This is a genomic window from Plantibacter sp. M259, assembly GCF_006065115.1.
Lineage (GTDB): Bacteria > Actinomycetota > Actinomycetes > Actinomycetales > Microbacteriaceae > Plantibacter > Plantibacter auratus.
In genome coordinates this window covers 3,386,883-3,409,410 of the sequence record NZ_CP040750.1, presented here as the reverse complement: position 1 = coordinate 3,409,410, position 22,528 = coordinate 3,386,883, and the positions used below count along the sequence as shown (strand labels likewise).

General features: G+C 67.8%; 19 protein-coding genes and 3 pseudogenes. 12 read left to right on the top strand and 10 right to left on the bottom strand.

The window, feature by feature from the left end:
- Position 1: 1 nt before the first annotated feature.
- From nadB to FGL15_RS15965, 6 genes are all read left to right on the top strand, one after another.
- Positions 2 to 1,627, top strand: coding sequence for an L-aspartate oxidase (nadB, locus tag FGL15_RS15990; protein WP_138946703.1), 1,626 nt, complete (start codon positions 2 to 4; stop codon positions 1,625 to 1,627).
- On the top strand, positions 1,621 to 2,472 hold the full coding sequence (nadC, locus tag FGL15_RS15985) for a carboxylating nicotinate-nucleotide diphosphorylase (protein WP_138946702.1): 852 nt from the start codon (positions 1,621 to 1,623) through the stop codon (positions 2,470 to 2,472). Before nadB ends, nadC begins: the two co-directional genes overlap by 7 nt.
- Position 2,473: 1 nt before the next feature.
- Positions 2,474 to 3,616 (top strand): cysteine desulfurase family protein, encoded by a 1,143-nt coding sequence (locus FGL15_RS15980; protein ID WP_138946701.1) that lies wholly within the window; start codon positions 2,474 to 2,476, stop codon positions 3,614 to 3,616.
- A gap of 110 nt (positions 3,617 to 3,726) precedes the next feature.
- Complete coding sequence (locus tag FGL15_RS15975; protein WP_064296429.1) at positions 3,727 to 3,927, top strand: hypothetical protein; 201 nt, start codon at positions 3,727 to 3,729, stop codon at positions 3,925 to 3,927.
- A gap of 135 nt (positions 3,928 to 4,062) precedes the next feature.
- Entirely contained in the window at positions 4,063 to 4,278 is a 216-nt protein-coding gene (locus FGL15_RS15970) for a hypothetical protein (protein WP_079705518.1), read from the top strand.
- A gap of 221 nt (positions 4,279 to 4,499) precedes the next feature.
- Positions 4,500 to 5,069 carry a carboxymuconolactone decarboxylase family protein gene (locus FGL15_RS15965; RefSeq protein WP_138946700.1) on the top strand — a complete coding sequence of 190 codons (570 nt, stop codon included), beginning with the start codon at positions 4,500 to 4,502 and terminating at the stop codon, positions 5,067 to 5,069.
- Between the two features lie 16 nt (positions 5,070 to 5,085).
- On the opposite strand, the gene FGL15_RS15960 is transcribed toward FGL15_RS15965, so the two are convergent.
- On the bottom strand, positions 5,086 to 6,741 hold the full coding sequence (locus FGL15_RS15960) for an ABC-F family ATP-binding cassette domain-containing protein (RefSeq protein ID WP_138946699.1): 1,656 nt from the start codon (positions 6,739 to 6,741) through the stop codon (positions 5,086 to 5,088).
- A 210-nt stretch (positions 6,742 to 6,951) separates the two neighbouring features.
- On the opposite strand from FGL15_RS15960, the gene FGL15_RS15955 reads away from it, so the two are divergent.
- A complete protein-coding gene (locus FGL15_RS15955) occupies positions 6,952 to 8,169 on the top strand; it encodes an ice-binding family protein (protein WP_168223420.1) in 1,218 nt (405 codons plus the stop codon).
- A gap of 46 nt (positions 8,170 to 8,215) precedes the next feature.
- Complete coding sequence (locus FGL15_RS15950) at positions 8,216 to 8,563, top strand: LysR family transcriptional regulator (RefSeq protein ID WP_064296432.1); 348 nt, start codon at positions 8,216 to 8,218, stop codon at positions 8,561 to 8,563.
- A 13-nt stretch (positions 8,564 to 8,576) separates the two neighbouring features.
- On the opposite strand, the gene FGL15_RS15945 is transcribed toward FGL15_RS15950, so the two are convergent.
- Positions 8,577 to 9,746, bottom strand: a complete 1,170-nt coding sequence (locus FGL15_RS15945) for a hypothetical protein (RefSeq protein ID WP_138946697.1) — start codon at positions 9,744 to 9,746, stop codon at positions 8,577 to 8,579.
- Between the two features lie 134 nt (positions 9,747 to 9,880).
- Here FGL15_RS15945 and FGL15_RS15940 point away from each other — a divergent pair, with 134 nt between their 5' ends.
- Entirely contained in the window at positions 9,881 to 10,399 is a 519-nt protein-coding gene (locus FGL15_RS15940) for a hypothetical protein (protein ID WP_138946696.1), read from the top strand.
- A gap of 89 nt (positions 10,400 to 10,488) precedes the next feature.
- On the opposite strand, the gene FGL15_RS15935 is transcribed toward FGL15_RS15940, so the two are convergent.
- The 5 genes and pseudogenes from FGL15_RS15935 to ychF all read right to left on the bottom strand — a co-directional run bounded on the left by FGL15_RS15935 (position 10,489) and on the right by ychF (position 16,505).
- A complete protein-coding gene (locus FGL15_RS15935; RefSeq protein ID WP_138946695.1) occupies positions 10,489 to 10,806 on the bottom strand; it encodes a HigA family addiction module antitoxin in 318 nt (105 codons plus the stop codon).
- The gene (locus FGL15_RS15930) at positions 10,793 to 11,074 is read right to left on the bottom strand and encodes a type II toxin-antitoxin system RelE/ParE family toxin (protein WP_138946694.1); all 282 of its coding nucleotides are present in this window, start codon (positions 11,072 to 11,074) and stop codon (positions 10,793 to 10,795) included. The genes FGL15_RS15935 and FGL15_RS15930 overlap by 14 nt, the downstream gene beginning before the upstream one ends.
- Positions 11,075 to 11,282: 208 nt before the next feature.
- Entirely contained in the window at positions 11,283 to 12,083 is an 801-nt protein-coding gene (locus FGL15_RS15925; RefSeq protein ID WP_138946693.1) for a hypothetical protein, read from the bottom strand.
- Positions 12,083 to 14,194 carry a DUF262 domain-containing protein gene (locus FGL15_RS15920; protein WP_138946692.1) on the bottom strand — a complete coding sequence of 704 codons (2,112 nt, stop codon included), beginning with the start codon at positions 14,192 to 14,194 and terminating at the stop codon, positions 12,083 to 12,085. Before FGL15_RS15920 ends, FGL15_RS15925 begins: the two co-directional genes overlap by 1 nt.
- A 1,238-nt stretch (positions 14,195 to 15,432) precedes the next feature.
- A pseudogene (gene ychF / locus FGL15_RS15915) lies at positions 15,433 to 16,505 on the bottom strand (redox-regulated ATPase YchF).
- A 132-nt stretch (positions 16,506 to 16,637) separates the two neighbouring features.
- Here ychF and FGL15_RS15910 point away from each other — a divergent pair.
- Positions 16,638 to 17,218 (top strand): annotated as a pseudogene (locus FGL15_RS15910) (exonuclease domain-containing protein).
- 58 nt (positions 17,219 to 17,276) lie between these two features.
- Positions 17,277 to 18,656, top strand: a complete 1,380-nt coding sequence (locus FGL15_RS15905; RefSeq protein ID WP_138946691.1) for a DNA recombination protein RmuC — start codon at positions 17,277 to 17,279, stop codon at positions 18,654 to 18,656.
- Positions 18,657 to 18,734: 78 nt separating this feature from the next.
- Here the strand turns inward: FGL15_RS15905 and glpX are convergent, their stop codons facing one another.
- Together glpX and FGL15_RS15895 are read right to left on the bottom strand one after the other, a co-directional pair.
- On the bottom strand, positions 18,735 to 19,733 hold the full coding sequence (glpX, locus tag FGL15_RS15900; protein ID WP_064296437.1) for a class II fructose-bisphosphatase: 999 nt from the start codon (positions 19,731 to 19,733) through the stop codon (positions 18,735 to 18,737).
- A gap of 50 nt (positions 19,734 to 19,783) precedes the next feature.
- Positions 19,784 to 20,779: a fructose-bisphosphatase class II gene (locus FGL15_RS15895; protein ID WP_138946690.1), complete on the bottom strand. Its 996-nt coding sequence runs from the start codon at positions 20,777 to 20,779 to the stop codon at positions 19,784 to 19,786.
- A 76-nt stretch (positions 20,780 to 20,855) separates the two neighbouring features.
- Between FGL15_RS15895 and fbaA the strand changes: the two genes are divergently transcribed.
- On the top strand, positions 20,856 to 21,881 hold the full coding sequence (fbaA, locus tag FGL15_RS15890) for a class II fructose-bisphosphate aldolase (protein ID WP_085510491.1): 1,026 nt from the start codon (positions 20,856 to 20,858) through the stop codon (positions 21,879 to 21,881).
- Between the two features lie 60 nt (positions 21,882 to 21,941).
- Here the strand turns inward: fbaA and FGL15_RS15885 are convergent.
- Positions 21,942 to 22,481 (bottom strand): annotated as a pseudogene (locus FGL15_RS15885) (DUF6264 family protein); the annotation flags it as partial.
- Between the last annotated feature and the right edge of the window lie 47 nt (positions 22,482 to 22,528).

Genomic DNA, 22,528 nt, shown 5'->3' with positions numbered 1-22,528 from the left:
CATGGCGACGGTGCTCGTGGTCGGGAGCGGGATCGCCGGTCTCGTGGCCGCGATCCACGCGAGCGAACGGCACGACGTGGTGGTCGTCACCAAGGACGTCCTCGGCCAGAGCAACACGCGCTACGCGCAGGGCGGGATCGCCGGGGTCATGTTCGACGACGACCGCGTCGAGGACCACGTCCGGGACACACTGCTGGCCGGCGCGGGGCTGTGCGACGAGGAGGCCGTCCGGGTGCTCTGCACCGAGGGGCCCGAACGGATCCGCGAGCTCATCGCCTTCGGTGTGGCGTTCGACCGCGACGGCGACGGCTTCGCGAAGGGCCTCGAAGCGGCCCACTCCTACCCCCGGGTGCTGCACGCAGGCGGTGACGCGACCGGCGCGGCGATCGAGACGGCGCTCGTCGAGACGCTTGCGGCCCGGCGGGTCACCGTGCTGGAGCACACCGTCCTCGTCGACCTGGTGGTCACCGCCGGGACGGTCACCGGTGCGCACCTCCGGTCCTCCGAGCGCGGTGCGTTCACCGTCGACGCCGACCAGGTGATCCTCGCCACCGGCGGTGTCGGGCAGCTCTACCCGTTCACGACCAACCCGTCGGTGGCGACGGGCGACGGCGCCGCTGCAGCGCTCCGTGCCGGCGCGGTGCTGGCCGACGTGGAGTTCGTCCAGTTCCACCCGACCGCGCTCGCCGCACCCGGCAGTTTCCTCGTCTCCGAGGCCGTCCGCGGCGAGGGGGCCGTCCTCCGGGACGCGAACGGTGAACGCTTCATGCGGGAGCTCCACCCCGACGCCGAGCTGGCACCACGCGACGTGGTCGCCCGAGGGATCGCCCGGGCCATGGCCGCGCAGGGCGGTGCCCCGGTGACACTCGACGCGACCGCCCTCGGCGCGGACCGCCTCGCCGCGCGGTTCCCGGGGATCGACGAGCACCTCCGAGCCTCCGGCGTGGACTGGTCGCGCACACCGGTCGCCGTCGCCCCGGCCGCACACTATTGGATGGGCGGTGTCGCCACGGACCTCGACGGCCGGACCACCCTGCCCGGGCTCCTCGCCGTGGGCGAAGTCGCACGCACGGGCGTCCACGGGGCCAACCGCCTCGCCTCCAACTCGCTCCTCGAGGGTGCCGTCTTCGCGGCCCGCGCCGTCGCGGCGATCGATGCGGCACCGGGTCCGATCGCCGGTCGCCCGAGGCTCGGCAGCGCACGGGTCGTCCTGGATCCCCTTGCGGCCGATGACGATCCCAGGCTCCCGACGGATTCCGTCGACTCCTTCAGCCGGTCGGCGCTCCACGCCGTGATGTGGCGGAATGCCGGGCTGGTCCGTGACGCGCGTGGTCTCGAGCTCGCGCGCCGGACCCTGGACCGGTGGTCGACCGAACTCGACGACATCGTCACCACACCGCGATCGGTCGCGGCCGCCGAGGACCGCAACCTCCTGCTGCTCGCCAGGGCCGTGGTCGCCGCTGCTCTCGCGCGCACCGAGTCACGCGGTGCCCACGCCAGGGACGACCATCCCGGTGTCGATCCGGATCAGGCGTCGCCCATCGCGATCGTCCTCGCCACCTCGGCCGACGCGCCCCAGCCCACCACCCACCCATCCGTGAACGGAACCGTGCTCGCACCATGCTGACCCCACACCTCATCGACACCACCGTCACCGCGGCCCTCGTCGAGGACGCCCCGTGGGGCGACCTGACGGCAGCGACCCTCATCCCGGAGGACGCCACGGCCTCGGCATCCCTGACCGCACGCGAGGCGGGCGTCTTCAGCGGGTCGGCCGTGTTCGAGGCGGCGTTCCGACTGACCGACCCACGCATCACGGTCGCGTTCCTCGTCGCCGACGGCGAGCCCTTCGCCGCTGGCGACACCATCGCCATGGTGTCGGGTCCGGCTCGTGCCGTCCTGACCGCTGAGCGCGTCGCCCTGAACTTCGTGCAGCGGATGAGCGGCATCGCGACCACCACTGCGGCCTACGTCGAAGCCGTGTCGGACACCCGCGCCCGCATCGTCGACACCCGGAAGACGACCCCTGGCCTGCGCGTCTTCGAGCGCCATGCGGTGCGATCGGGCGGCGGGCACAACCACCGCCATTCGCTCTCCGACGCCGTCATGGTCAAGGACAATCACCTGGCGGTCCTCCTCGAGCGCGGCCTGACGGTCACCGAGGCGTTGCTGCGGGCTCGTGAGGAGCTCCCGCACACGACGACGATCGAGGTCGAGGTCGATCGCCTGGACCAGATCGAGGCGGTGCTCGCGGCGGGCGTCGACACGATCATGCTCGACAACTTCAGCGTCGACCAGCTCCGCGAGGGCGTCGCACTCATCGCCGGCCGCGCCATCGTGGAGGCGAGCGGGAACGTGACGCTGACGACGGTGCGGGCCATCGCGGAGACCGGCGTCGACGTCATCTCCGCCGGTGCCCTCACCCACAGCGTCCGGTCCCTCGACCTCGGGCTCGACGTCGCGGTCGACTGAGATGCTCTACCTCGACAACGCCGCGACGACGCCGGTGCGCCCCGAGGTGCTGGAGGCGATGTGGCCGTACCTGACGAGCACCTTCGGCAACCCGTCGAGCCATCACACTGTCGGCGAGGCGGCGGCCGGGGCGTTGCGGGACGCCCGGCGACGCGTCGCGACCGTGCTGGGCGTCCGACCTGGAGACGTGGTGTTCACCTCGGGCGGCACCGAAGCGGACAACCTCGCGGTCAAGGGCATCACCCTGGCGGCCCTCGATCGCGGACGCCATGTCGTCACCTCGCCGATCGAGCACGAGGCGGTCGCGGAATCGATCGCGTACCTCACGCGGTTCCACGGAGTCGAGGCCACCGTCCTCCCGGTGGACGGGACCGGCCTGGTCGACCCGGCCGAACTCGCCGCTGCACTGCGGCCGGACACGGTGCTCGTCTCGGTGATGGCGGCCAACAACGAGATCGGCACGGTCCAGGACCTGTCGGCACTCGGAGCCGTCGCCCGGGCCGCAGGCGTCCCGTTCCACACCGACGCCGTGCAGGCGGCGGGATGGCTGCCGCTCGGACTGGATCGCCTCGGCGTGGACGCCCTGAGCCTCGCCGGCCACAAGCTCGGTGCTCCGAAGGGCGTCGGACTGCTCGCCGTGCGCGGCTCCCTGCCGTTGGAACCACTCCTCCACGGCGGCGGGCAGGAACGCGGGCGCCGGAGCGGGACCGAACAGGTGGCCGCCGCCGTCGGGCTCGCGACGGCACTGGAGCTCGCCGAGCGTGATCGGGAGGAAGCGGTGGACCGCGTCAGTGGGTTGCGCGACGCGTTCATCACGAGGGTCCTGAACGAGGTCGCGCGTGCTCGGTTGACGGGCCACCCCGAACGTCGCCTGCCGGGTATCGCGTCGTTCGTGTTCCCCGGGACCTCCGGCGAGGCGGTCCTCCTCGAACTCGAACGGCGGGGCGTCATCTCCTCGAGCGGCTCCGCGTGCGCCGCCGGCAGCGACGAGCCGTCGCCGGTCCTCCTCGCGATCGGCTTCGTTCCGGAGGTCGCGCAGACCGCCGTGCGCTTCAGTTGGACCGCCGCCGTCACCGCGGCCGAGCTGGACCGGACGGCGAGCGCCGTCGTCGCCGCGGTTGAGGCCGTCGCTGGCCTCCGCTGAACCCTACGACGACCGACCGGAAGGGGATCAGGCCGCGCGCTCGGTGTCGGGTGTCCGATGCCGGGTGTCCAGCGCCACCCTCCGCCGGAGGCTGGGCTACGGTGGGATCCATGAGCACGGAGCAGGACGCGGCAGACCGCGCACGACGTCGACACGACAACGAGGACGCTGACGCCGTCACCCGGTTCCTCGCCGAGCGTGACCCGGAGTACGACCTCCACACCGAGCGTCTGGTCGACCCGGAGGAGGTCATCCTCAAGGACTGGCTGCCGCACGCGACCCCGACCGACGGTGGCGCTCCCGCTCCCTGAGCGACGACGCCCGCCCGCGCCGGATCGTCTCGTGATCTAGCCGTCCACGCCTCGTAACACAAGTGGTTGCCGCGCGGGCGCGGGCCCGCGAGGCTTGAACTGTGACCGAGAGTCGGGATCAGAGACGGAGCTGACATGGGATTCCTGGACAACGCCAAGGACGCTGCTGAGGCGACCGGCCGGAAGATCGGCGAGACCGTCGAAGACGCCAAGGACCGGATCGGCGACAAGGTCGACGAGGCCAAGGCCGACGCGAAGGTGAAGCAGGCGGAGGCCGACGTGAAGAAGGCCGAGGCCGAGCGCGACACCACCGAGGCGAAGAACGACTACAAGGAGCAGCTGCGCGACTGACGCGCCCTCTGAACGACGAGGACCCCGCCTGGCGAACGCCGCGGGGTCCTCGCTCATGTCCGGGGCATGCGCGGTGCTCCCCGGCGACGACCGGACCCGGTGAAACCGATGCGACCGCCGACGTTCGCCGAAACGGGTTCTGACAGCGCCGACCTCGAGTGCCATCATGAACGGTAGCCGCGGACACCCGGCCCGCGACCCGTTCCGACGAGGTGGCCGACATGTCGATCCTCCGCACCATTCCCGAAGCCGATGCCGATGCGACGACGGCCGCGATGTATGACGACGACATCGCCGACCAGGGATTCGTCGCGGCGCACACGAAGGTGATGGCGTTGAACCCCGGGGCCTACGCCGCGTGGGAGGCGCTGATCGGTGAGATCGCCCGACCGCTCGGCCTGCGCCGCTACGAGCTCGTGACGCTCGCCGCGGCGCGAGGGACGCGGTCACGGCACTGCCGTCTCGCTCACGGCCGGAGATCGCTTGCGCTCTTCGAGGAGGACCAGCTCGTGCGCATCGCGGCGGACTATCGCGACGCCGGCCTGAGCCCCGCGGAGGTCGCGATGATGGCCTACGCGGAACGGGTGGGTCGCGACTCGGACCGGATGACCGACGCCGACAGCCTGACCCTGCGCCAGCACGGCTTCTCCGACCGGGAGATCCTCGACATCACCCTCGCTGCGGCCGCCCGCAACTACTACAGCCGGGCGATCCAGGCGCTCGCGGTCGATGTCGACGTTCCCGAGGACATCGGACCCGAACTGCGTGACGCGCTCGTCCGCGGCCTCTGAGCCGCGACGCCGCGGGCTAGCGCTCCGAGACCTGGCCGGCCTCGACGACCCATCGCCGTTCGATCCGGACGGTGTCGAGCATGCGGCGGTCGTGGGTGACGAGGAGGAGGGTTCCGTCGTAGCTCTCGAGTGCCTCCTCGAGCTGTTCGATGGCTGCGAGGTCGAGGTGGTTCGTCGGCTCGTCCAGAACCAGCAGGTTGATCCCCGTCGCCTGGAGCACGGCGAGCCCGGCGCGGGTGCGCTCCCCCGGCGACAGCTCGTCGACGGGCCGGTTCACGTGGTCGGCCTTCAGCCCGAACTTCGCCAGCAGCGTCCTGACCTCTCCCGGGCTGAGGTCGGGCACGATCGCCTCGAAGCGGTCGGCGAGTGGCTCCGAGCCGACGAGTAATGAGCGGGCCTGGTCGATCTCGCCGATCCGCACACTGGAGCCGAGGCTCGCGCTGCCCGCGTCGGGTTCGCGACGACCGAGCAGCGTTGCGAGCAGGGTGGACTTGCCGGCGCCGTTGGGCCCCGTGATGCCGATGCGATCGCCCACGTTCACCTGGAGCGACAGGGGGCCGAGCTGGAAGTCGCCCTGCCGGACGACGGCCTCGGAGAGCGTCGCGACGACCGTGCTCGAGCGCGGTGCGCTGCCGATCGTGAACTGCAGCTGCCACTCCTTGCGTGGTTCCTCGACCTCGTCCAGCCGAGCGATGCGGCTCTCCATCTGCCGGACCTTCTGGGCCTGCTTCTCCGAGGACTCCGCCGAGGCCTTCCGCCGGATCTTGTCGTTGTCGGGCGCCTTCTTCATCGCGTTCCGCACGCCCTGGCTGGACCACTCACGCTGCACCCGGGCGCGACCGACGAGATCCGCCTTCTTGTCGGCGAACTCGTCGTAGGCGTCGCGGGCGTGCCGCCTGGCGACCTCGCGCTCCTCGAGGTAGGCCTCGTATCCGCCCCCGAAGACGCGGTTGCTCTGCTGCGCGAGGTCGAGTTCGAGGACGCGCGTGACGCAGCGGGCGAGGAACTCGCGGTCGTGGCTGACGAGCACCACACCCCCGCGCAATCCCTGCACGAAGCGTTCGAGCCGCTCCAAGCCATCCAGGTCGAGGTCGTTGGTCGGTTCGTCAAGGAGGACGATGTCGAATCGCGACAGCAGCAACGCCGCCAGTCCGACACGAGCGGCTTGCCCACCGGACAGTGAGGTCATCATCGTGGTCGTGACATCCGCGTCGAGGTCCAGTCCGAGGTCGGCGAGGACCGCGGGGATCCGCTCCTCGAGATCGGCCGCGCCGCTCGCCAACCAGCGGTCGAGGGCGGCGGAGTAGACGTCCGCGGGGTCCGTGCCTGCCTGCGGGGGCTCGGCGAGCGCCGCGGCGGCCGCGTCCATCGCCTCGGTCGCCGCAGCGCAGCCAGTCCGCCGGGCGATGTAGGCGGCGACGCTCTCACCGACGACACGCTCGTGTTCCTGCGGCAGCGCGCCCACGAATGCGTCGGACGGCGACAGCGTGATGGTTCCGGCCTGCGGTTCGAGGGAGCCGCCGAGGAGCTGCAGCAGCGTCGACTTCCCCGCGCCGTTCATCCCGACGACGCCGACGACGTCGCCCGGCGCAACCGTCAGATCGAGGCCGTCGAACAGGGTGCGGTGGCCGTGTCCTCCGGCCAGGCCTTGGGCCACGAGCGTTGCAGTCATGCTGCAATCGTCTCATTCCGTCCGGGCCTCGGTGAACGTTCATTTCGCGCCACGAGTCGGCGGAGTAGCGTATCGCATCACGATAACGATTGGGTACGTCAGGAGCGCTAGCTGATCTAGCGACCCCCGAAGGTGGTACACAGGGAACAGTTGCGGTTGATGTCGCCATCCTCTTTGGCTTCGCGCCCCTCCCACACGGAAGGGGCCTTCATGCGCCTCGAACTCTCTCCACCTGACCACAGCGCCAGACCCGCTCGCACTCGCCCACGGCTCTTCGCCGCAGCGGCAGTGGTGACCGTCGGGCTCCTGGCCATCGGTGCCGGACCGGCGAACGCCGCGACCACGATCGACGGCCCGATCTTCCTCGGTACGGCAGCCGACTACGGCGTCCTCGCCGCATCGGCCGTCACCAACACCGGCGCGACCACGATTAACGGCGACCTCGGGCTGAGCCCGGAGAGCTCCGTGACCGGCTTCCCGCCGGGCCTCGTCAACGGCACCCAGAACGTGACGAACGAGCCCGCCGCCCTGGCCAAGAACGACCTCCTCAAGGCGATGGGCGTCGCCTCCAGCCTCACGCCGGCCCCGCAGCAGGTCGGTGAGCTCACCGACCTCAACCTCACTCCCGGAGTCTACGCCGGCGGAGAGATCTCCCTCACCGGAAACGTGACGCTCACCGGCACCGCGGAGTCGGTCTGGGTCTTCCAGGCGGCGAGCACGCTGAAGACCGGCATCGGTTCCTCGGTCACCCTCGTCGGCGGCGCGAGCGCCTGCAACGTGTTCTGGCGTGTCGGCAGCGACGCCACGCTCAACGGAGGCGCGCCCTTCGTCGGCACGATCCTCGCCGACACGTCCATCTCCACGGGAGCGGGCACGGTCGTCGAAGGACGTCTCCTCGCGTCCACCGGCGCCGTGACGCTCATCAACACCGTCATCAACCGGCCGACCGGCTGCGACGACGGCAGCGGCTCCGAGGTCACGACGAGCCCGGAGATCACCTCCGCTCCGCTCCCCGGCGGCACCGTCGGCACGACCTATGACAGCACGGTCACCTCGACCGGCAGCCCCGACGCGACGTACACGGTCACCTCGGGTGTCCTGCCCCCGGGACTCGTCCTCGACAGCGTGACCGGTGGCGTGACCGGCACGCCCACGACGCCCGGGACCTACACGGTCACCATCACTGCGAGTAACGGCAGCGCGCCCGACGACTCCATCGAATCGACGATCGTCATCGTCCCACCGGGCACCCCGCAGGTCCCCGGGCAGCCGGCGGTTCCGGCCGGAGACATCACGAGGCTTCCCGACACCGGGTTCCAGGGATCGACGCTGGCGATCGCAGCCGGCTCCCTGCTCGGCCTCGGCCTGCTCGCGGGTATCGCCTCGGTGATCGTGCGGCGTCGCCGACGCGACCAGCTGGGTGGCTGACGCGACACTGGTCGGCAGCCTGACGCCGTGACCGTAGGCTGAGGGCATGGATCACAAGCAGCTGCGCTCCTTCGTCGCCTCCGCGGAGACCCTCCACTTCGCGAAGGCGGCCAAGGCGCTCGGTGTGCCACGGAGCACCGTCGTCGCCGACGTCCGGAAGCTCGAGGAGAGCGTCGGAGCGGAACTGTTCGCCCGCGACGTGGAATCCACGCAGCTGACGGACGCCGGCTACGCGTTCCTCATCGAGGCGCGTCGCCAGCTCGACGCCTCTGCGGCAGCAGCAGCGAAGTCGGCTCCCGCGCCGGGCGGCAAAGCCAAAGCGAACAAGGGCAAGGGTCGCGCGCCGAAGGTCAAGGGCGAGCCGCTGCCGTACAAGAAGCGCCAGGGTCGCTGAGCCGCACGCGCCGTCAGCGGTCCTGCGTCTCCGACGCGGACTCGACGACCCGCACCGATTCGCCTCGCCGCTCCGCGTCAGCTCGGGCCGTCCGTGCGATCGACACGAGGGTCTCGACGGGCGTCGGCGCGGCTGAATCGACCGCGACGCCGAGGTTCGCAGCACCGGCGAAGCCGTCGAGCTGCTGTGTCACGGCCTCTCGGTAGCCGGCGGCGATCGGTGCCGCGAGGTCGTGGAGACCGGAGAGGCCGGTCGGCCCTGGTTCGACCGACGTGGCCACGAGGATGGTCCCGCCCCACACTCGCGTACAGACAGACCCGGCCGGCAGCTCCCGGAAGACCGCGGCAGCGAGCAGTGCCTCCAGCTCGCCCGCCGTCGCCATCCCGTAGGCGCGGCGGAGGTCGCCGTAGCCGTCGATCGCCACGACGAGGATCGCGAGGCGACGATCGGGCTGCTGCCTGTCCCGGAGTCGGGTCGCCTCGGCGATGAAGGCGCGGCGCCCCACCGTGCGGACGCCCACCCGCTCCGAGGAGAGGCGTTGCTTGCGCTCCCAGGAACGCAGGAGGACGAGGCCGACGGCGATCGCGACGACGAACACGAGGTTCATGTAGGTCACGATGGGCGTGCTGAACAGCCGCTCGAAGATCTCCGAGTGAGGACCCGCCGCGAGGTAGACCGCGAGGCGCACGGCGGTGAACACCGCGTGCAGGATCATGACGACGACGAGCACCAGCGACGCCGGTGCCGTTCGCATCCGCCCCCGTCGTGCCTCGTACGCGACCAGGAGCGACAGCATGATGAGCGAGATGAGCCGGGCGATGGTGCCGGCCCACTCCGGGTCGTCGGTGGGGTCGAGGACGGCGGAGATCGCCGTCACGCCGACGAAGAGGGTGCCGAGCAGCACGAGGCTGCGTCGACCGTTGAACAGCCGGCACCCGACCCACAGGGCGGCGATCGAGGCGACCATGGCGGCATTGGCGACGGCGACGATCCAGACCGAGTCGCCGTTGAGCGTGGCGGCGAGATAGCTGACCGCGGAGAGCAGGGTGGTGGCGAATCCGGACATCCAGGCTGCCATGTGGCGTCCGGCGAGGGTTCGCGCGCTGTCGAGTCCGTAGAAGATCCCGCACGCGGCGCAGACGATCACCGCCACCACCAGCATGCTCGCCAGATCGATCGTCACCCGTGGCCTCCTGTGGCGCCCGTTCGGGTGGCGCCTCATCGAGCGTACCGCCGGAGCGACACTCCGCTGGCGGCAGGGGCTTCGGAACCACCAGGGCGCTGAACGAGGATGACCCGATGTGCCACCATCGATCCATGCGCGAATCGCCCGACCGTCCCGTCGCCGTCCGCGCGACGGCGTTCCGTGGCACGTCGAGATGGCGCCGACGGCCGCTGCGGTTCGTCGGCTACGACGCCCTCCTGCCGGACGGTTCCATCAGATTCGACGTGGATCTCGCCGCAGCCATGCCTGCCCACCCGGCGGATGCCTCGACCCGCGACACCAACGTCCACGATCGCTGTCCCGGGATCGGTGCCGGTCCGTGGGTCGACGAGTTCGGTCGTGCCGTCGACGGGCCGGACGACGGCGGACCGCCGCTGAGCGCACGGCGCCGCGTGCGCCCGCGACCCACCGACCTGCCCGGCCGCCGCCCATCGGCGAAGGTCGGGCGACGCTGGCGCACCGGCTTCGGCGTGGTAGCGCTCGGCCTCGGCGCCCTGCTCGTCATCGGCCCGCTCCGCGACACCCCTGTGGGCTTCCTCGGGGTGGTCAGCGCTTTCGCCGGGCTCGCAGCCCTATTGGGCTTGGTCCCCCGCGCCAAACGCTGGTGGTGACGGCCGATCACCTCGACCCGGAGCGCGCGTTCCGTCCTACAACCCGCGCGCAAACGACAGAACACGCACTCTCGGCGTGAAGTATGACGCTACGCGGCAGCGGGCTTCAGTGGCGTGATCGCCGCGATCTCTTGCGAAAGCCGATCCTCGGCGAGATCGAGCTCGTAGCGCATCTGCAGGTTGAGCCAGAACTGCGCCGAAGTGCCGAAGTACTTCGCAAGCCGGAGCGCGGTGTCCGCTGTGATGGACCGTTTGCCGTGGACGATCTCATTGATGCGACGTGGTGGGACTCCGATGGACACCGCCAGCTTGTTCTGCGTGATGCCGAACCCCTCGATGAAGTCCTCCATGAGGACTTCACCGGGGTGAATCGGCGCGAGCTTGTCGCTCGAGTCAGTGATAGTCAACGATCTCCACCTCCTCGGGCCCCGTGGCCGTCCACACGAAACAGATTCTCCACTGGTCGTTGATCCTGATGCTGTGCTGCCCGACACGATCGCCCTTGAGCGGCTCGAGTCGGTTGCCCGGTGGGACCCGAAGATCGTCGAGCATCTCTGCGGCACCCACCTGGCGAAGTTTCCGGAGCGCGACCCGATGTATCCGAGGATCGATCGACCGCACTCGTTCCCGACGCCACAATCGCTCGGTATCTCGGTTGCCGAACGACCTGATCATCGTAGCAGGGTATAACGCGCCTCGTTAATAACGCGAGTCGTTACATCCTCATTGCAGTGAGCGCCTCACTGGCCACACGTTCGACCGAAACCTCGCACCGCCACCGCCCTGCGTGACAGAGCAATGCTCTCGGCGGAGCGGCTACCACCCGCACAGGCGTGCGCGACCGACTCGGTCTCGACGCAGTCACCGACATGTTCCGCATGTATCAGTCCCGCTGTACGACTTCTGACATTCGCCAGACGAGAGTAATTGCGGGCGCAAGTAGGCGCGACCGGAAAACATCCAGCTGAATACCGTCCACTAATACGCTCTCACTCAATAAAACCAAGGTACGACGACTGTCTGGCTCGCGGAAGGCCGTCCACCCAAACTTGCGCGTCAACATGGTCTCAGAGGACGTTTCAACTGGAATGATCTCCATGTAGAAACGCTTCCAAAGCTCTGGATCAACTGCTGGGTCGGGCGCATTACCGCTTTCATTATTGAACGGTTCGTCCGTCGAGTCGTGATCAAGGATCTCTCGCAACTTTCCCCTCGTAAGGGTCAGGACCCCGTGAGGCGTGGCCTCGTGGACCTCTGAGCTGGCTCGCGTGACCAGAGGCCGAAGGCACCAGTCGCCAGTCTCTGACATCTCCACGATTAGTAGCGTCAGTCGCCAAGCTCCGGGCTTTAAAAAAAGCGCCGCCCCAACCGCGTCAAGGACAGCCTCAGGAGTGGATGAGTCGAGTTTGCCGCGCAATTCGCTGAGCTCACCTTCTGCAGACTGCGCCCGCGCCACTGCGACACTCTCGCGACTAAGCCTGCGCTGGACGCCGTACAAGCCAGCGCCAGCCAGCGCCAGTGCTAGCACCCCGACGACCACCCTCCACCAAACATCGATCACATCGGTGAAGAATCCGCCAAGCGCGAGGATGCCAGTCGCAGCCGCGCCACCATAAGGCGCAAGTCTCTCCGCAACCGACCGAACCATCTCGGCAGTCGACGGACCGCCATCAGCACCAGCCATCAGGCGACTCCGGCCTCATCCGCGTCGCCCTCGTCGAGCGCCTGTTCAATGTCTCGAACGAGTTTGGCAAGCAACGCGCTGGAGACCCGTCCCTCCGCCACTCCAGGACTGAACTGCGGTGCAACTCGAGCACTCAATTCGTCTGAAAACCAGGTCGGCATACTTCCGCTTGCATCACGGACCAGTCGCGCGATTACTGAATCGAGCCCCGAGACAAGAGAGCGCAACTCTTGAAGGTCGATACCCAGGAACTCGACGAGGTCATCTTCGGAGGTCCAGCTTCCCTCGGGCATGGCCTGGAGTGCATTCTCGATCCGATCCGATACGGCTGCTCCGGAATGCGCTCGCTCGTCAACGATGTCCTGCCTCACTGAGGGTCCAGGGAACGCCGTCAGCAGCGCCTTCGCGAGACGGCGGCTACGTTCCGAAATTGCAATAGGAGTGAATGGTAACGACAATGCCAGATCTTCGTTCAGTCTCAAACTGGACGGCTGCAAAGTGAGTAGACTCTCCTCGAGCGACTCATGACTCATGACCGCTGTGGCATCTGCGAGCGTCAGGTTACCCAGAGTGTTATACAGAGCGCGGGCATCATCTAAGTCAAAGCCACTAGCAACAAGTTCTTGCTCCCACTGGCGCGAAATCTCCGGAGGCATCACATGTTTTGCCGCAAGTTCGAGAGCATCCATCGGCCGAGCGGAGAGGATGCGCTCCGCCTCCGCGAGGAGGAACTTCACTTGCCGCTTTGCCGACACGTAGATTGGTTGACTAGCTGCAGCCAACAAGACCTCAGCATCCGGCGGCCAATACGACCCTGGAGCGTTCAGGATACTACGCAGGGAATCTACTGCCGAGCCGTCGCGACGCGTCGACAACCGACTCGCAATCGGTGTCAGTATTCGATTGAGCAAGTTGGTTGGAACCCCAGCGAGAGCCCGTCTGCCAAGGTATCCGATCAGGACATCAACAGCTTCAGCAGCATCAATCTGGTCGATTTCACCTCTCTTTGCCGCACGAAGGAGCCAAAGCGCAAGGGGTGTAGACGGCTCTGATCCCCATTGTCTGAGCCGATCCAGCGAGACAGCCAACTCGTCGCTGATGTCAAAATCTCGCAGATATTCATCTCGGGGGTCACGCAAGTACAGAAAGAGCAGATGGTCGTTGTACATCTCTTCGAAGACATCCATAGCTTTGTCACGACGAAGAGCCGACGGCAAAGTATCGAGCTCACGTCTCAAGCGACGTTCGAAAGTGGGAAAGAGGTCTTGCCTGGTCGACTTCGCGTCATACGCGACCTCCCGAGACCAGAGAAAAGTGACAAATTCGCGATCATCGAAGCCGGCTTTACGCTCGATAACCAGCGCATGTTCCATGGGCAGCCAGAACCGCTCGTATGCGATGCGACTTTGCTCCTCACCTACATGGAGTAAAAGTTCGTTTCGTACCAGATCAGCCGCCGTGAGGGGCCGCCCTTTCGAATTGAGTGTATTAAAAATATTGTTGACAGAATCACCAGAGCTAGTGTTTATTTCTACAACCAGCATATGGAGCAACAACGTGTCCCCCAAGGTCGAGAGGTTCCCTCCGCGATGCCGGTGGAGTTCGCGTATACGTTTGTCGAAAAACGTATAAGCCTGGCCTATGCCTTCAGTCGGGTTCTTACGCCGAGTAGTCTCCACATATGCCGCTCGATCCAGTTCAGTAGGCACCAAGCGGTTTGGGTGCTCGGGATCATATGGGTTGGTGAGATATTTTGTATCATATTCACGCGGATCCCAATCTGGCTCAACCTCTGCACGAATATCACGCAACGCTGCTAACAGGATGAGGATGGTCGTCAATCGTTGCTGTCCATCAATGACGAGATGTTGCATCAATACGGAGGCCGCACCTGTAGCCGGGTGTAGGACGATGCTTCCCAAAAAGTGACCGTCAAGCTCCTTCGTGTTATCGCTGTGGTCGATGTCCATCTCTCGGAGGAGGTCCGCCCACAAGAGCTCCCACTCCTTCGCCCGCCAGGAGTATCTCCTCTGAAAGTTTGGTATGAGAAAAACCTTCGAACCCTGAAGCAACTTCAGGATGGTCGTTTCGCCCGCTTTCAATGCCCCCACCTACCTGGCGCTTCGCGCCTCAATCTGGTCTTAGTGTCCACCATAATGCCCGAATTTTCGCGCGGAAGCGATCTTGCCGGCAGTTTTGTTCTGAGGTCGGTTTTACTTCGCCGAATTGGCAGGTCACGGTAGTGCCGTCGGTCCAGTGGCTCGCGAATTCTGTCGAGCACTCCTAGCAGAAATGCTCCTCGCAGCGCGTTAGGGTCAACCCTGGTAGATCTCCTAGCGGGCCGTCGTAGTCGACGTTTGATATGCGATGAAATGGGGCAGCTCGGTGTGCCATGTTCGACATATAGGGCACTGACTTGACACTCCAACATTCAGAGGCTTCCCGCGAATGAATATAGGTGTGCAGTATGTTGGCCGGTTTCATCACGGGCGTTGCTGCAGCTCGACGACTCGGACGGAGGCATCCTTGGCGGGATCCCCCTGGTACGCCGGGGCAGGCGCACTCGTGATCTCGCGGGGCTAGTCGGGTCCAGGCGCCTCAACCCGGAGTCAGCCTGGGACGAAGCGTATTCACCCTGGCCATGATTGCTCTATCGTCTCGTCGTTGTTGTCGGTACTCCGGTCCGTGAGAGGTCGGCGGACGCGCAACGCGGGTCAAGATCACACCAAACCGCGGCCCCTGCTCCAGCATCGGAGCAGGTGGGATCTTGCCACGGGCCCTCGCAACCGTCGCAGACTCTATACGCGCTGCAGAGAACGTTCACACGTCGGCTGCATGGCTTTTGCGCGCCCGGCGCGCACGAGTCGTCATCCGTTATCCCGAGCCTGGAACAGACCAGCGGGAACGGCGTCTTGCCCATGGTCGCTGATGCCACGGGTGACGACGCGCCAAGCTGATAGACGATGAACACAAAGAGGCCGACCGCTAGGAGCCCGCACCTTTGAACGATGTGCCGGTGGGCTCAGCGTGGCGATTGCCGCGGCTGCGACGAGGAGGCTTGGTGGGCTGAACATCCCTGGCTCGCCGCCACCGGCGAACACAGTTCGCTCCGCCCAAGACCTGGCACAACGGTGTCACCCTAGACAGCCTGGCAGCCGATGCCTATTCCGATATATGGGTTTGAGACTCAAATACCTGAATGGCGAGCTCCGCGCACGCGATATTGCCGACGGTCGATCCTTCGACGGCCGCACCCTGGCCTGCGAACAGGTGAATCGACCGCTTCGCGGACTCAGATGCGAACCGAGAAGCTCTCTCCACTTTCGTCTAGCGAACAAAACGGGTCACATCAGACGTTGAAGCGGAACTCCACGACGTCGCCGTCCTGCATGACGTAGTCCTTGCCCTCCATGCGGGCCTTGCCCTTGGAGCGGGCCTCAGCGACGGAGCCGGTCTCGACGAGGTCGTCGAACGAGATGACCTCGGCCTTGATGAAGCCCTTCTCGAAGTCCGTGTGGATCACGCCGGCCGCCTGGGGCGCCTTGGCACCCTGCGGGATCGTCCACGCACGCGACTCCTTCGGGCCCGCCGTGAGGTAGGTCTGCAGGCCGAGCGTCGCGAAGCCGATGCGTGCGAGCTGGTCGAGGCCGGACTCGGTCTGGCCGGTAGACTCGAGCATCTCGCGTGCGTCGTCCTCGTCGAGGTCGACGAGCTCCGACTCGAGCTTCGCGTCGAGGAAGACGGCCTTCGCCGGCGCCACGAGGGCGGCCAGCTCGTCGAGCTTCGCCTGGTCCTGGAGCACGTCCTCGTCGACGTTGAACACGTAGATGAACGGCTTGGCCGTGAGGAGACCGAGCTCCTTGATGGGCGCGAGGTCGATCTTCGTCGCCGAGAGCGGGGTGCCGGCGTTCAGCGCGTCCTGCGCCTCCTTCGCCGCCGTGAGGACGGAGGGGTCGAGCTTCTTGCCCTTGACCTCCTTCTCGAACCGGGTGATCGCCTTCTCGAGCGTCTCGAGGTCGGCGAGGATGAGCTCGGTGTTGATGGTCTCCATGTCGGACGCCGGGTTCACGTCGCCGTCGACGTGCACGACGTCGGGGTCGGCGAAGCCGCGGACGACCTGCGCGATGGCGTCGGCCTCGCGGATGTTCGCGAGGAACTTGTTGCCGAGCCCCTCCCCTCGCTCGCGCCCTTGACGATGCCGGCGATGTCGACGAAGGACACCGCGGCGGGCAGGATGCGCTCGCTGCCGAAGATCTCCGCGAGCTTGCCGAGCCGGGCGTCGGGCAGTTCGACCACGCCGACGTTCGGCTCGATCGTCGCGAACGGATAGTTCGCTGCGAGCACGTTGTTGCGCGTGAGCGCGTTGAACAGGGTGGACTTGCCGACGTTGGGCAGGCCGACGATGCCGAGAGTAAGAGCCACGAGGGTCTATCGTACTTGGCCGCGCGTCCCCGTGGGTCGCGCCTCCGCTCCGGGCACGGATCGGCACCGTCGATCGAGCGGCATGCGGCGTGCCACCCGAGCGGTGTCGGACGCTGGTGCGAGGGTGAGGACGTGCCACTGGATTTCACCGCCATCGACTTCGAGACCGCGAACTCGTCATCCGCCTCCGCCTGCAGCGTGGGCCTCGTCAGGGTCCGCGACGGCATCGTCGTCGACCGGGCGGGCTGGCTCATCCAGCCCCTGCCGGACACGACGCGTTCCTCGAGTGGAACACCCGCATCCACGGGATCGTCGCGACCGACGTCCTCGGGGCGCCGGGTTGGGCGGACCAGCTCGACACGCTCCTCGACTTCGCCCAGGGTGACGCCCTCGTCGCCCACAACGCCGGCTTCGACATGGGCGTCATCCGCGGTGGCTGCGCCGCCACCGGCCTCGACTGCCCCGACCTCACCTACCTGTGCAGCCTCAACGTCGCCCGCAAGACGTATCAGCTCGACTCCTACCGGCTCCCCGTTGCCGCTCTCGCCGCCGGGTTCGACGACTTCCAGCACCACGACGCCACTGGCGACGCCGAGGCCTCCGCGCACATCATCATCCACGCCGCCGCCCGCCATGGCGCCTCCTCGATCGCCGAACTCGCGCAGCTCACGAGCGTGAAGATCGGCCGGATCGGGACGGCCGTCGCCGCCTGAGCCCGCGGTCGCCGCGCGGCCTCCGACCGATGTCGGCGGCCCGCGACACACTGAGGGCATGGACAGCGCACTCGCCCTCGGGATCGGCCTCCTCATCGGACTCGTCATCGGCGCAGCCGTGGCGGTCCTCCTGCTGCAGCGGCGCACCGGCACGGGTTCGGTCGACCCGGCGCTACTCGAGGCCAGGCACACCGCCCAGCTCGCCGACCTCCGCGGCCAGCAGGCGCAACTCCTCGCCGACGCTTCTGCACGGGAGGCGGAACTCCGCGCCGCGCTGCGCGCCGAACTCGCCGCCCTCGACGCCACGGCCGACGGTCTCGGACGTGAGCTGAACGCCCAGCGCGAGCAGTACCGCGAGCTCGCCGAGCGCCACCGCGCCGACGCCGAACGACGATCGCGCCGGGAACACGAGGAGAGTCAGGTCCTGCAGGCCCTCGCGCCGGTGCAGCACAGCCTCGAACACATGCAGGCGAAGGTCGCGGAACTCGAGCAGCAGCGCAGCCGACAGCACGGCGAGCTCGCCCAGCAGCTGAAGACGGCTTCGGAGTCCGAGGAACGCCTGCGGTCCACGACGGAGTCGCTCGCCTCGGCGCTCCGCAACAACGCCACCCGCGGTGTCTGGGGCGAGACCCAGCTCCGGAACGTCGTGGAGGCCGCGGGCCTCACGCAGCGCGTCGACTTCGACCTGCAGTCGAGCATCACGTCCGACAACGGCATCGGCCGACCCGACATGGTCGTGCGACTCCCCGGTGGCAAGTCGATCGCGGTCGACGCGAAGGTGCCGTTCGCCCAGTACCTCGAAGCCAGCACCATCCCCGTCACCGCGACGGGCGAGGAGGCGGCACGACGCACCGCCCTCCTCGCGCAGCACGTGAAGGCCGTGCGGTCGCACGTCGACGCCCTCGCGGCGAAGGGCTACTGGCGCGGCCTCGAGTCGAGCCCGGAGTTCGTCATCTGCTTCATCCCGAGCGAGTCGCTCCTCGCCGCAGCGCTCGAGGCCGACGCGAGCCTGCTCGACTACGCCTTCGGCAAACGGGTCGCCCTCGCCTCCCCCGTCAACCTGTGGGCGGTCCTCAAGACGGTCGCGTTCACCTGGCAGCAGGACGTCCTCACCGAGGACGCGAAGCGACTGTTCGACCTCGGCAAGGAGCTCTACCAGCGGCTCTCGACGCTGTCGGACCACGCCGACCGCCTGCGCCGGTCCATCGAGAGCACGGTCACCAACTACAACCAGTTCGCCTCCTCGTTCGAGACCCGCGTGCTCGTCACGGCGCGCAAGCTCGACGCCCTCGACGAGGCGACGGTCATCGGTCAGGTGAGCCAGAGCGACGCCTCACCGAAGCGCCTCACCGCACGGGAGGCGCAGCCCTCGCCGGAGCCGTCCGATGCCGAGCCGAGCGACCTCGAGGCCCGGCTCGCGCACCGGCTCCAGGACTGACCGGCACGAACACCGCACGACGAAGCGCCCGGCTCACCGTGAGGTGGAACCGGGCGCTTCGCTCTGCTGGAGGAGCGGCTACAGCCACTTCGCAGCGAGGTGGTCTGCCTCGACGCGACGGATGGTGCCGGAACGCGACCGCAGCACGAGGCTCTCGGTGCGGATGATCGGACCCTTGCGCTGCACACCGTCGACGAGTTCACCGTGGGTGACGCCCGTCGCGACGAAGTACGTGTTGTCGCCTCGGACGAGGTCGTTCGCGCCGAGGACGCGGTCGAGGTCGTGACCGGCCGCGAGCGCACGCTCACGCTCGGCGTCGTCCTTCGGCATGAGCTTGCCCTGGATGAGCCCGCCGAGCGCCTTCACCGCACACGCGGTGATGATGCCCTCAGGCGTGCCGCCGATGCCGACGCACATGTCGATCCGCGAGTCGTAGCGCGCGGCGTTGATGCCACCCGCGACGTCGCCGTCGAGCAGCAGCCGCGTCCCGGCACCGGCCGCGCGGATCTCCTCGATGAGCTGCGCGTGGCGCGGTCGGTCGAGGACGGCGACGCGGATGTCCTCGGGCTGCTTGCCCTTGGCCTTCGCGAGCTCGCGGATGTTGTCGCCGATGGACTGGCTGATGTCGACGACACCGATGCCGTCGGCGCCGGTGACGATCTTGTCCATGTAGAACACCGCGGACGGGTCGAACATGCTGCCGCGGTCGGACACGGCGATGACGGAGAGGGCGTTCTGACGCCCGGCGGCGGTGAGGCTCGTACCGTCGATCGGGTCGACGGCGATGTCGCAAGACGGGCCGCGGCCGTTGCCGACGTGCTCGCCGTTGAACAGCATGGGCGCTTCGTCCTTCTCGCCCTCGCCGATGACGACCACGCCGTCGAAGTTGACGGTGCCGAGGAAGGCGCGCATGGCGTCGACCGCTGCACCGTCGGCGGCGTTCTTGTCGCCTCGCCCGATGAACGGCGCCGCCCGGATCGCGGCGGCCTCCGTCGCTCTCACGAGCTCCATGGCGAGGTTGCGGTCGGGCTGCAGATAGTGGGAGCCGGTTTCAGGCTGGGTCACTGGATCCTCCATGGATCGCTCGCCTCGTGGGACACGACGCTTCGGTGGATGAGGGTTTCAGCCTATCGAACCGGGCTGGGAAGGCCGCTGGGTGCGTCTCGATCGAGGCGCTTCCGTGACCTCGTCAGCGGGCTCCCGGGACCGACGACGACGGACTCGACCGTGACACCGCCGTCCGCTTCGACCCGGACTCCGGCGAGTTCGGCTCCGGCGGCGAGCGCGGTCGACGTGACGGCGCTGAGCAGCAGCCAGGCGTCATCGCGGCAGAGTTCGTCGAGCGGGACCTCGCGGTCGAGATCGGTCCCTGCCTCGACGAGCCGCGCACGTTCCTCCGGCGACTGCGGTGCGAAGCGCGCCGTCATCCAGCCGCCGAGGGCCCGGACCGCGGCAGCCGTGAGGATGCCCTCCGGGGCCCCGCCCACGCCGAGGAGCAGATCGAGGTCGCCGTCGGCGGCCGCGGCCCGCAGGGACAGGGCGACGTCGCCGTCCATGAAGCTCACGAGCTCGGCACCGGCGGCGGTCACGGCCTGGGCGGTCGCCGCATTCCGAGGACGGTCCTGGACCGCGACCCGCAGCTGCTCGACCGGCCGCCCCAGCCGGGCCGCGAGCCGATCGAGGGTCACCGCGATCGGATCGGCCAGCGACAGCTCTCGTCCCCCACCGGCGGCGACGAGCTTCTCGAGGTAGTACGCCGGCCCGATGTCGAACATCGCACCGCGCGGGGCGATGGCGATCACGGCGACGGAGTCCGGCTTGCCCGTGGCCGCGAGCTTCGTGCCGTCCACGGGGTCGACGGCGAGGTCGATCGCCGGCCCGGCACCTGTGCCGAAACACTCCCCGACGAAGAGCATGGGCGCCTGGTCCTTCTCGCCCTCCCCCGCGACGACGCGCCCGTCGACCGGGAGCGATTCGAGCGCCCGGCGGAGCGCATCGACGGCGAGCCCGTCGATGCGCATGCCGTCACCGCCACCGACGAGACCCGCGACGGCGGCAGCGGCGGCCCTCGTGGCGTCGAGGAAGCCGTCGAGGAGGTCGGTGTCCGGAGCGCGCTCGATCATGTCCCCATCGTGCCGTATGCCTCGGAGCCCGAGTCACTAGACTTCAAGGCGAATCGTCCCCACGCAAGGAGAAGACATGCCCGTCGCCACCCCGGAACAGTACGCAGCGATGCTCGACAAGGCGAAGTCGAACGGGTTCGCGTACCCGGCGTTCAACGTCTCGAGCAGCCAGACCATCAACTCCGTCCTCCAGGGCCTCACCGAGGCCGGTTCCGACGGCATCATCCAGGTCACCACGGGCGGCGCCGACTACTTCGCCGGCCACACCGTGAAGAACCGTGCCGCCGGCGCGATCGCCTTCGCCAAGTTCGCGACCGAGGTCGCCAAGAACTACCCCGTCACCGTCGCGCTCCACACCGACCACTGCCCGAAGGACGCGCTCGACGGCTTCGTCATGCCGCTCATCGCCGCCTCCGAAGAAGAGGTCAAGGCCGGCCGCAACCCGATCTTCCAGTCCCACATGTGGGACGGCTCGGCGGTCCCGCTCACGGAGAACCTCGAGATCGCGACCGAGATGCTCAAGCGCACCAAGGCCATCAACGCCATCCTCGAGGTCGAGATCGGCGTCGTCGGCGGCGAAGAGGACGGCGTCAGCCACGACATCAACGAGCACCTGTACACCACCCTCGACGACGCCATCGCGACCGTCGAGGCGCTCGGCCTCGGCGAGCAGGGCCGCTACATGGCTGCCCTCACCTTCGGCAACGTGCACGGCGTCTACAAGCCCGGCAACGTCAAGCTCCAGCCCGAGCTGCTGAAGACCATCCAGGACGGCCTCACCGCCAAGTACGGTCACGGCCCCAAGCCGCTCGACCTCGTGTTCCACGGCGGGTCGGGTTCCACCGACGCCGAGATCGCCGAGGCCGTCGCGAACGGTGTCGTCAAGATGAACATCGACACCGACACGCAGTACGCGTTCACCCGCTCGATCGCCGGTTACATGCTCTCGAACTACGAGGGTGTGCTGAAGCTCGACGGCGAGGTCGGCAACAAGAAGGTCTACGACCCCCGCGCCTGGGGCAAGGTCGCCGAGTCGGCGATGGCCGCTCGCGTCCTGGAGTCGACGAAGCAGCTCGGCTCGTACGGCACCAGCACCTCCTAGTCACCTGCACGAAGAACGGGCCCGGCATCGCTGCCGGGCCCGTTCTTCGTCGGTGTGCGACTACGGCTGCTGCGACCGGACGTACTCGAGGACCGCCGGGTCGGCTCCCAACGCCACGGCGACGAGGATCACGACGGCCACGTTCGCGACGACCCCGGCGACGAGCGGGATCCAGAAGGTCAGTCGACCCGCGCGAAGCGAGCGACTGGACAGCAAGACGGCCACCACCCACAACAGGATCTGCAGGCCCAGGGCGAGGCTACCCATCGCGCTCGCCAGCCCGTCGGTCGAGTAGCCAGAGATTCCCGCCCGGAACAGCAATGCCCGGATCTGGCCCGGGAGGTCGAGCAGTCCCGGCATGGTCACGATCAGGCCGACGAGGCCGAGACCGAGCAGGATCGACGTGGCGAGGCGGTCTCCGGCGACGGGCCGTCTGCCAGCCGCTGCCGCGGTACCGGGCGGCATCGTCGCAGGCTCCCGCGTCTGCTCGCGGAGGGTCGGCTCCTGCTGCTGCCGCGGTTGCCGTTCGACGGGGACGACCGGTGCGATGCCGAGCTCCTCCGCCCGCTGCTCGTCGATGGGCTCGGCGATCCGGGCACGCTGCTCCTCGGGGACGCGTACTCACCGAACTGCGGACGGGGCGGGAT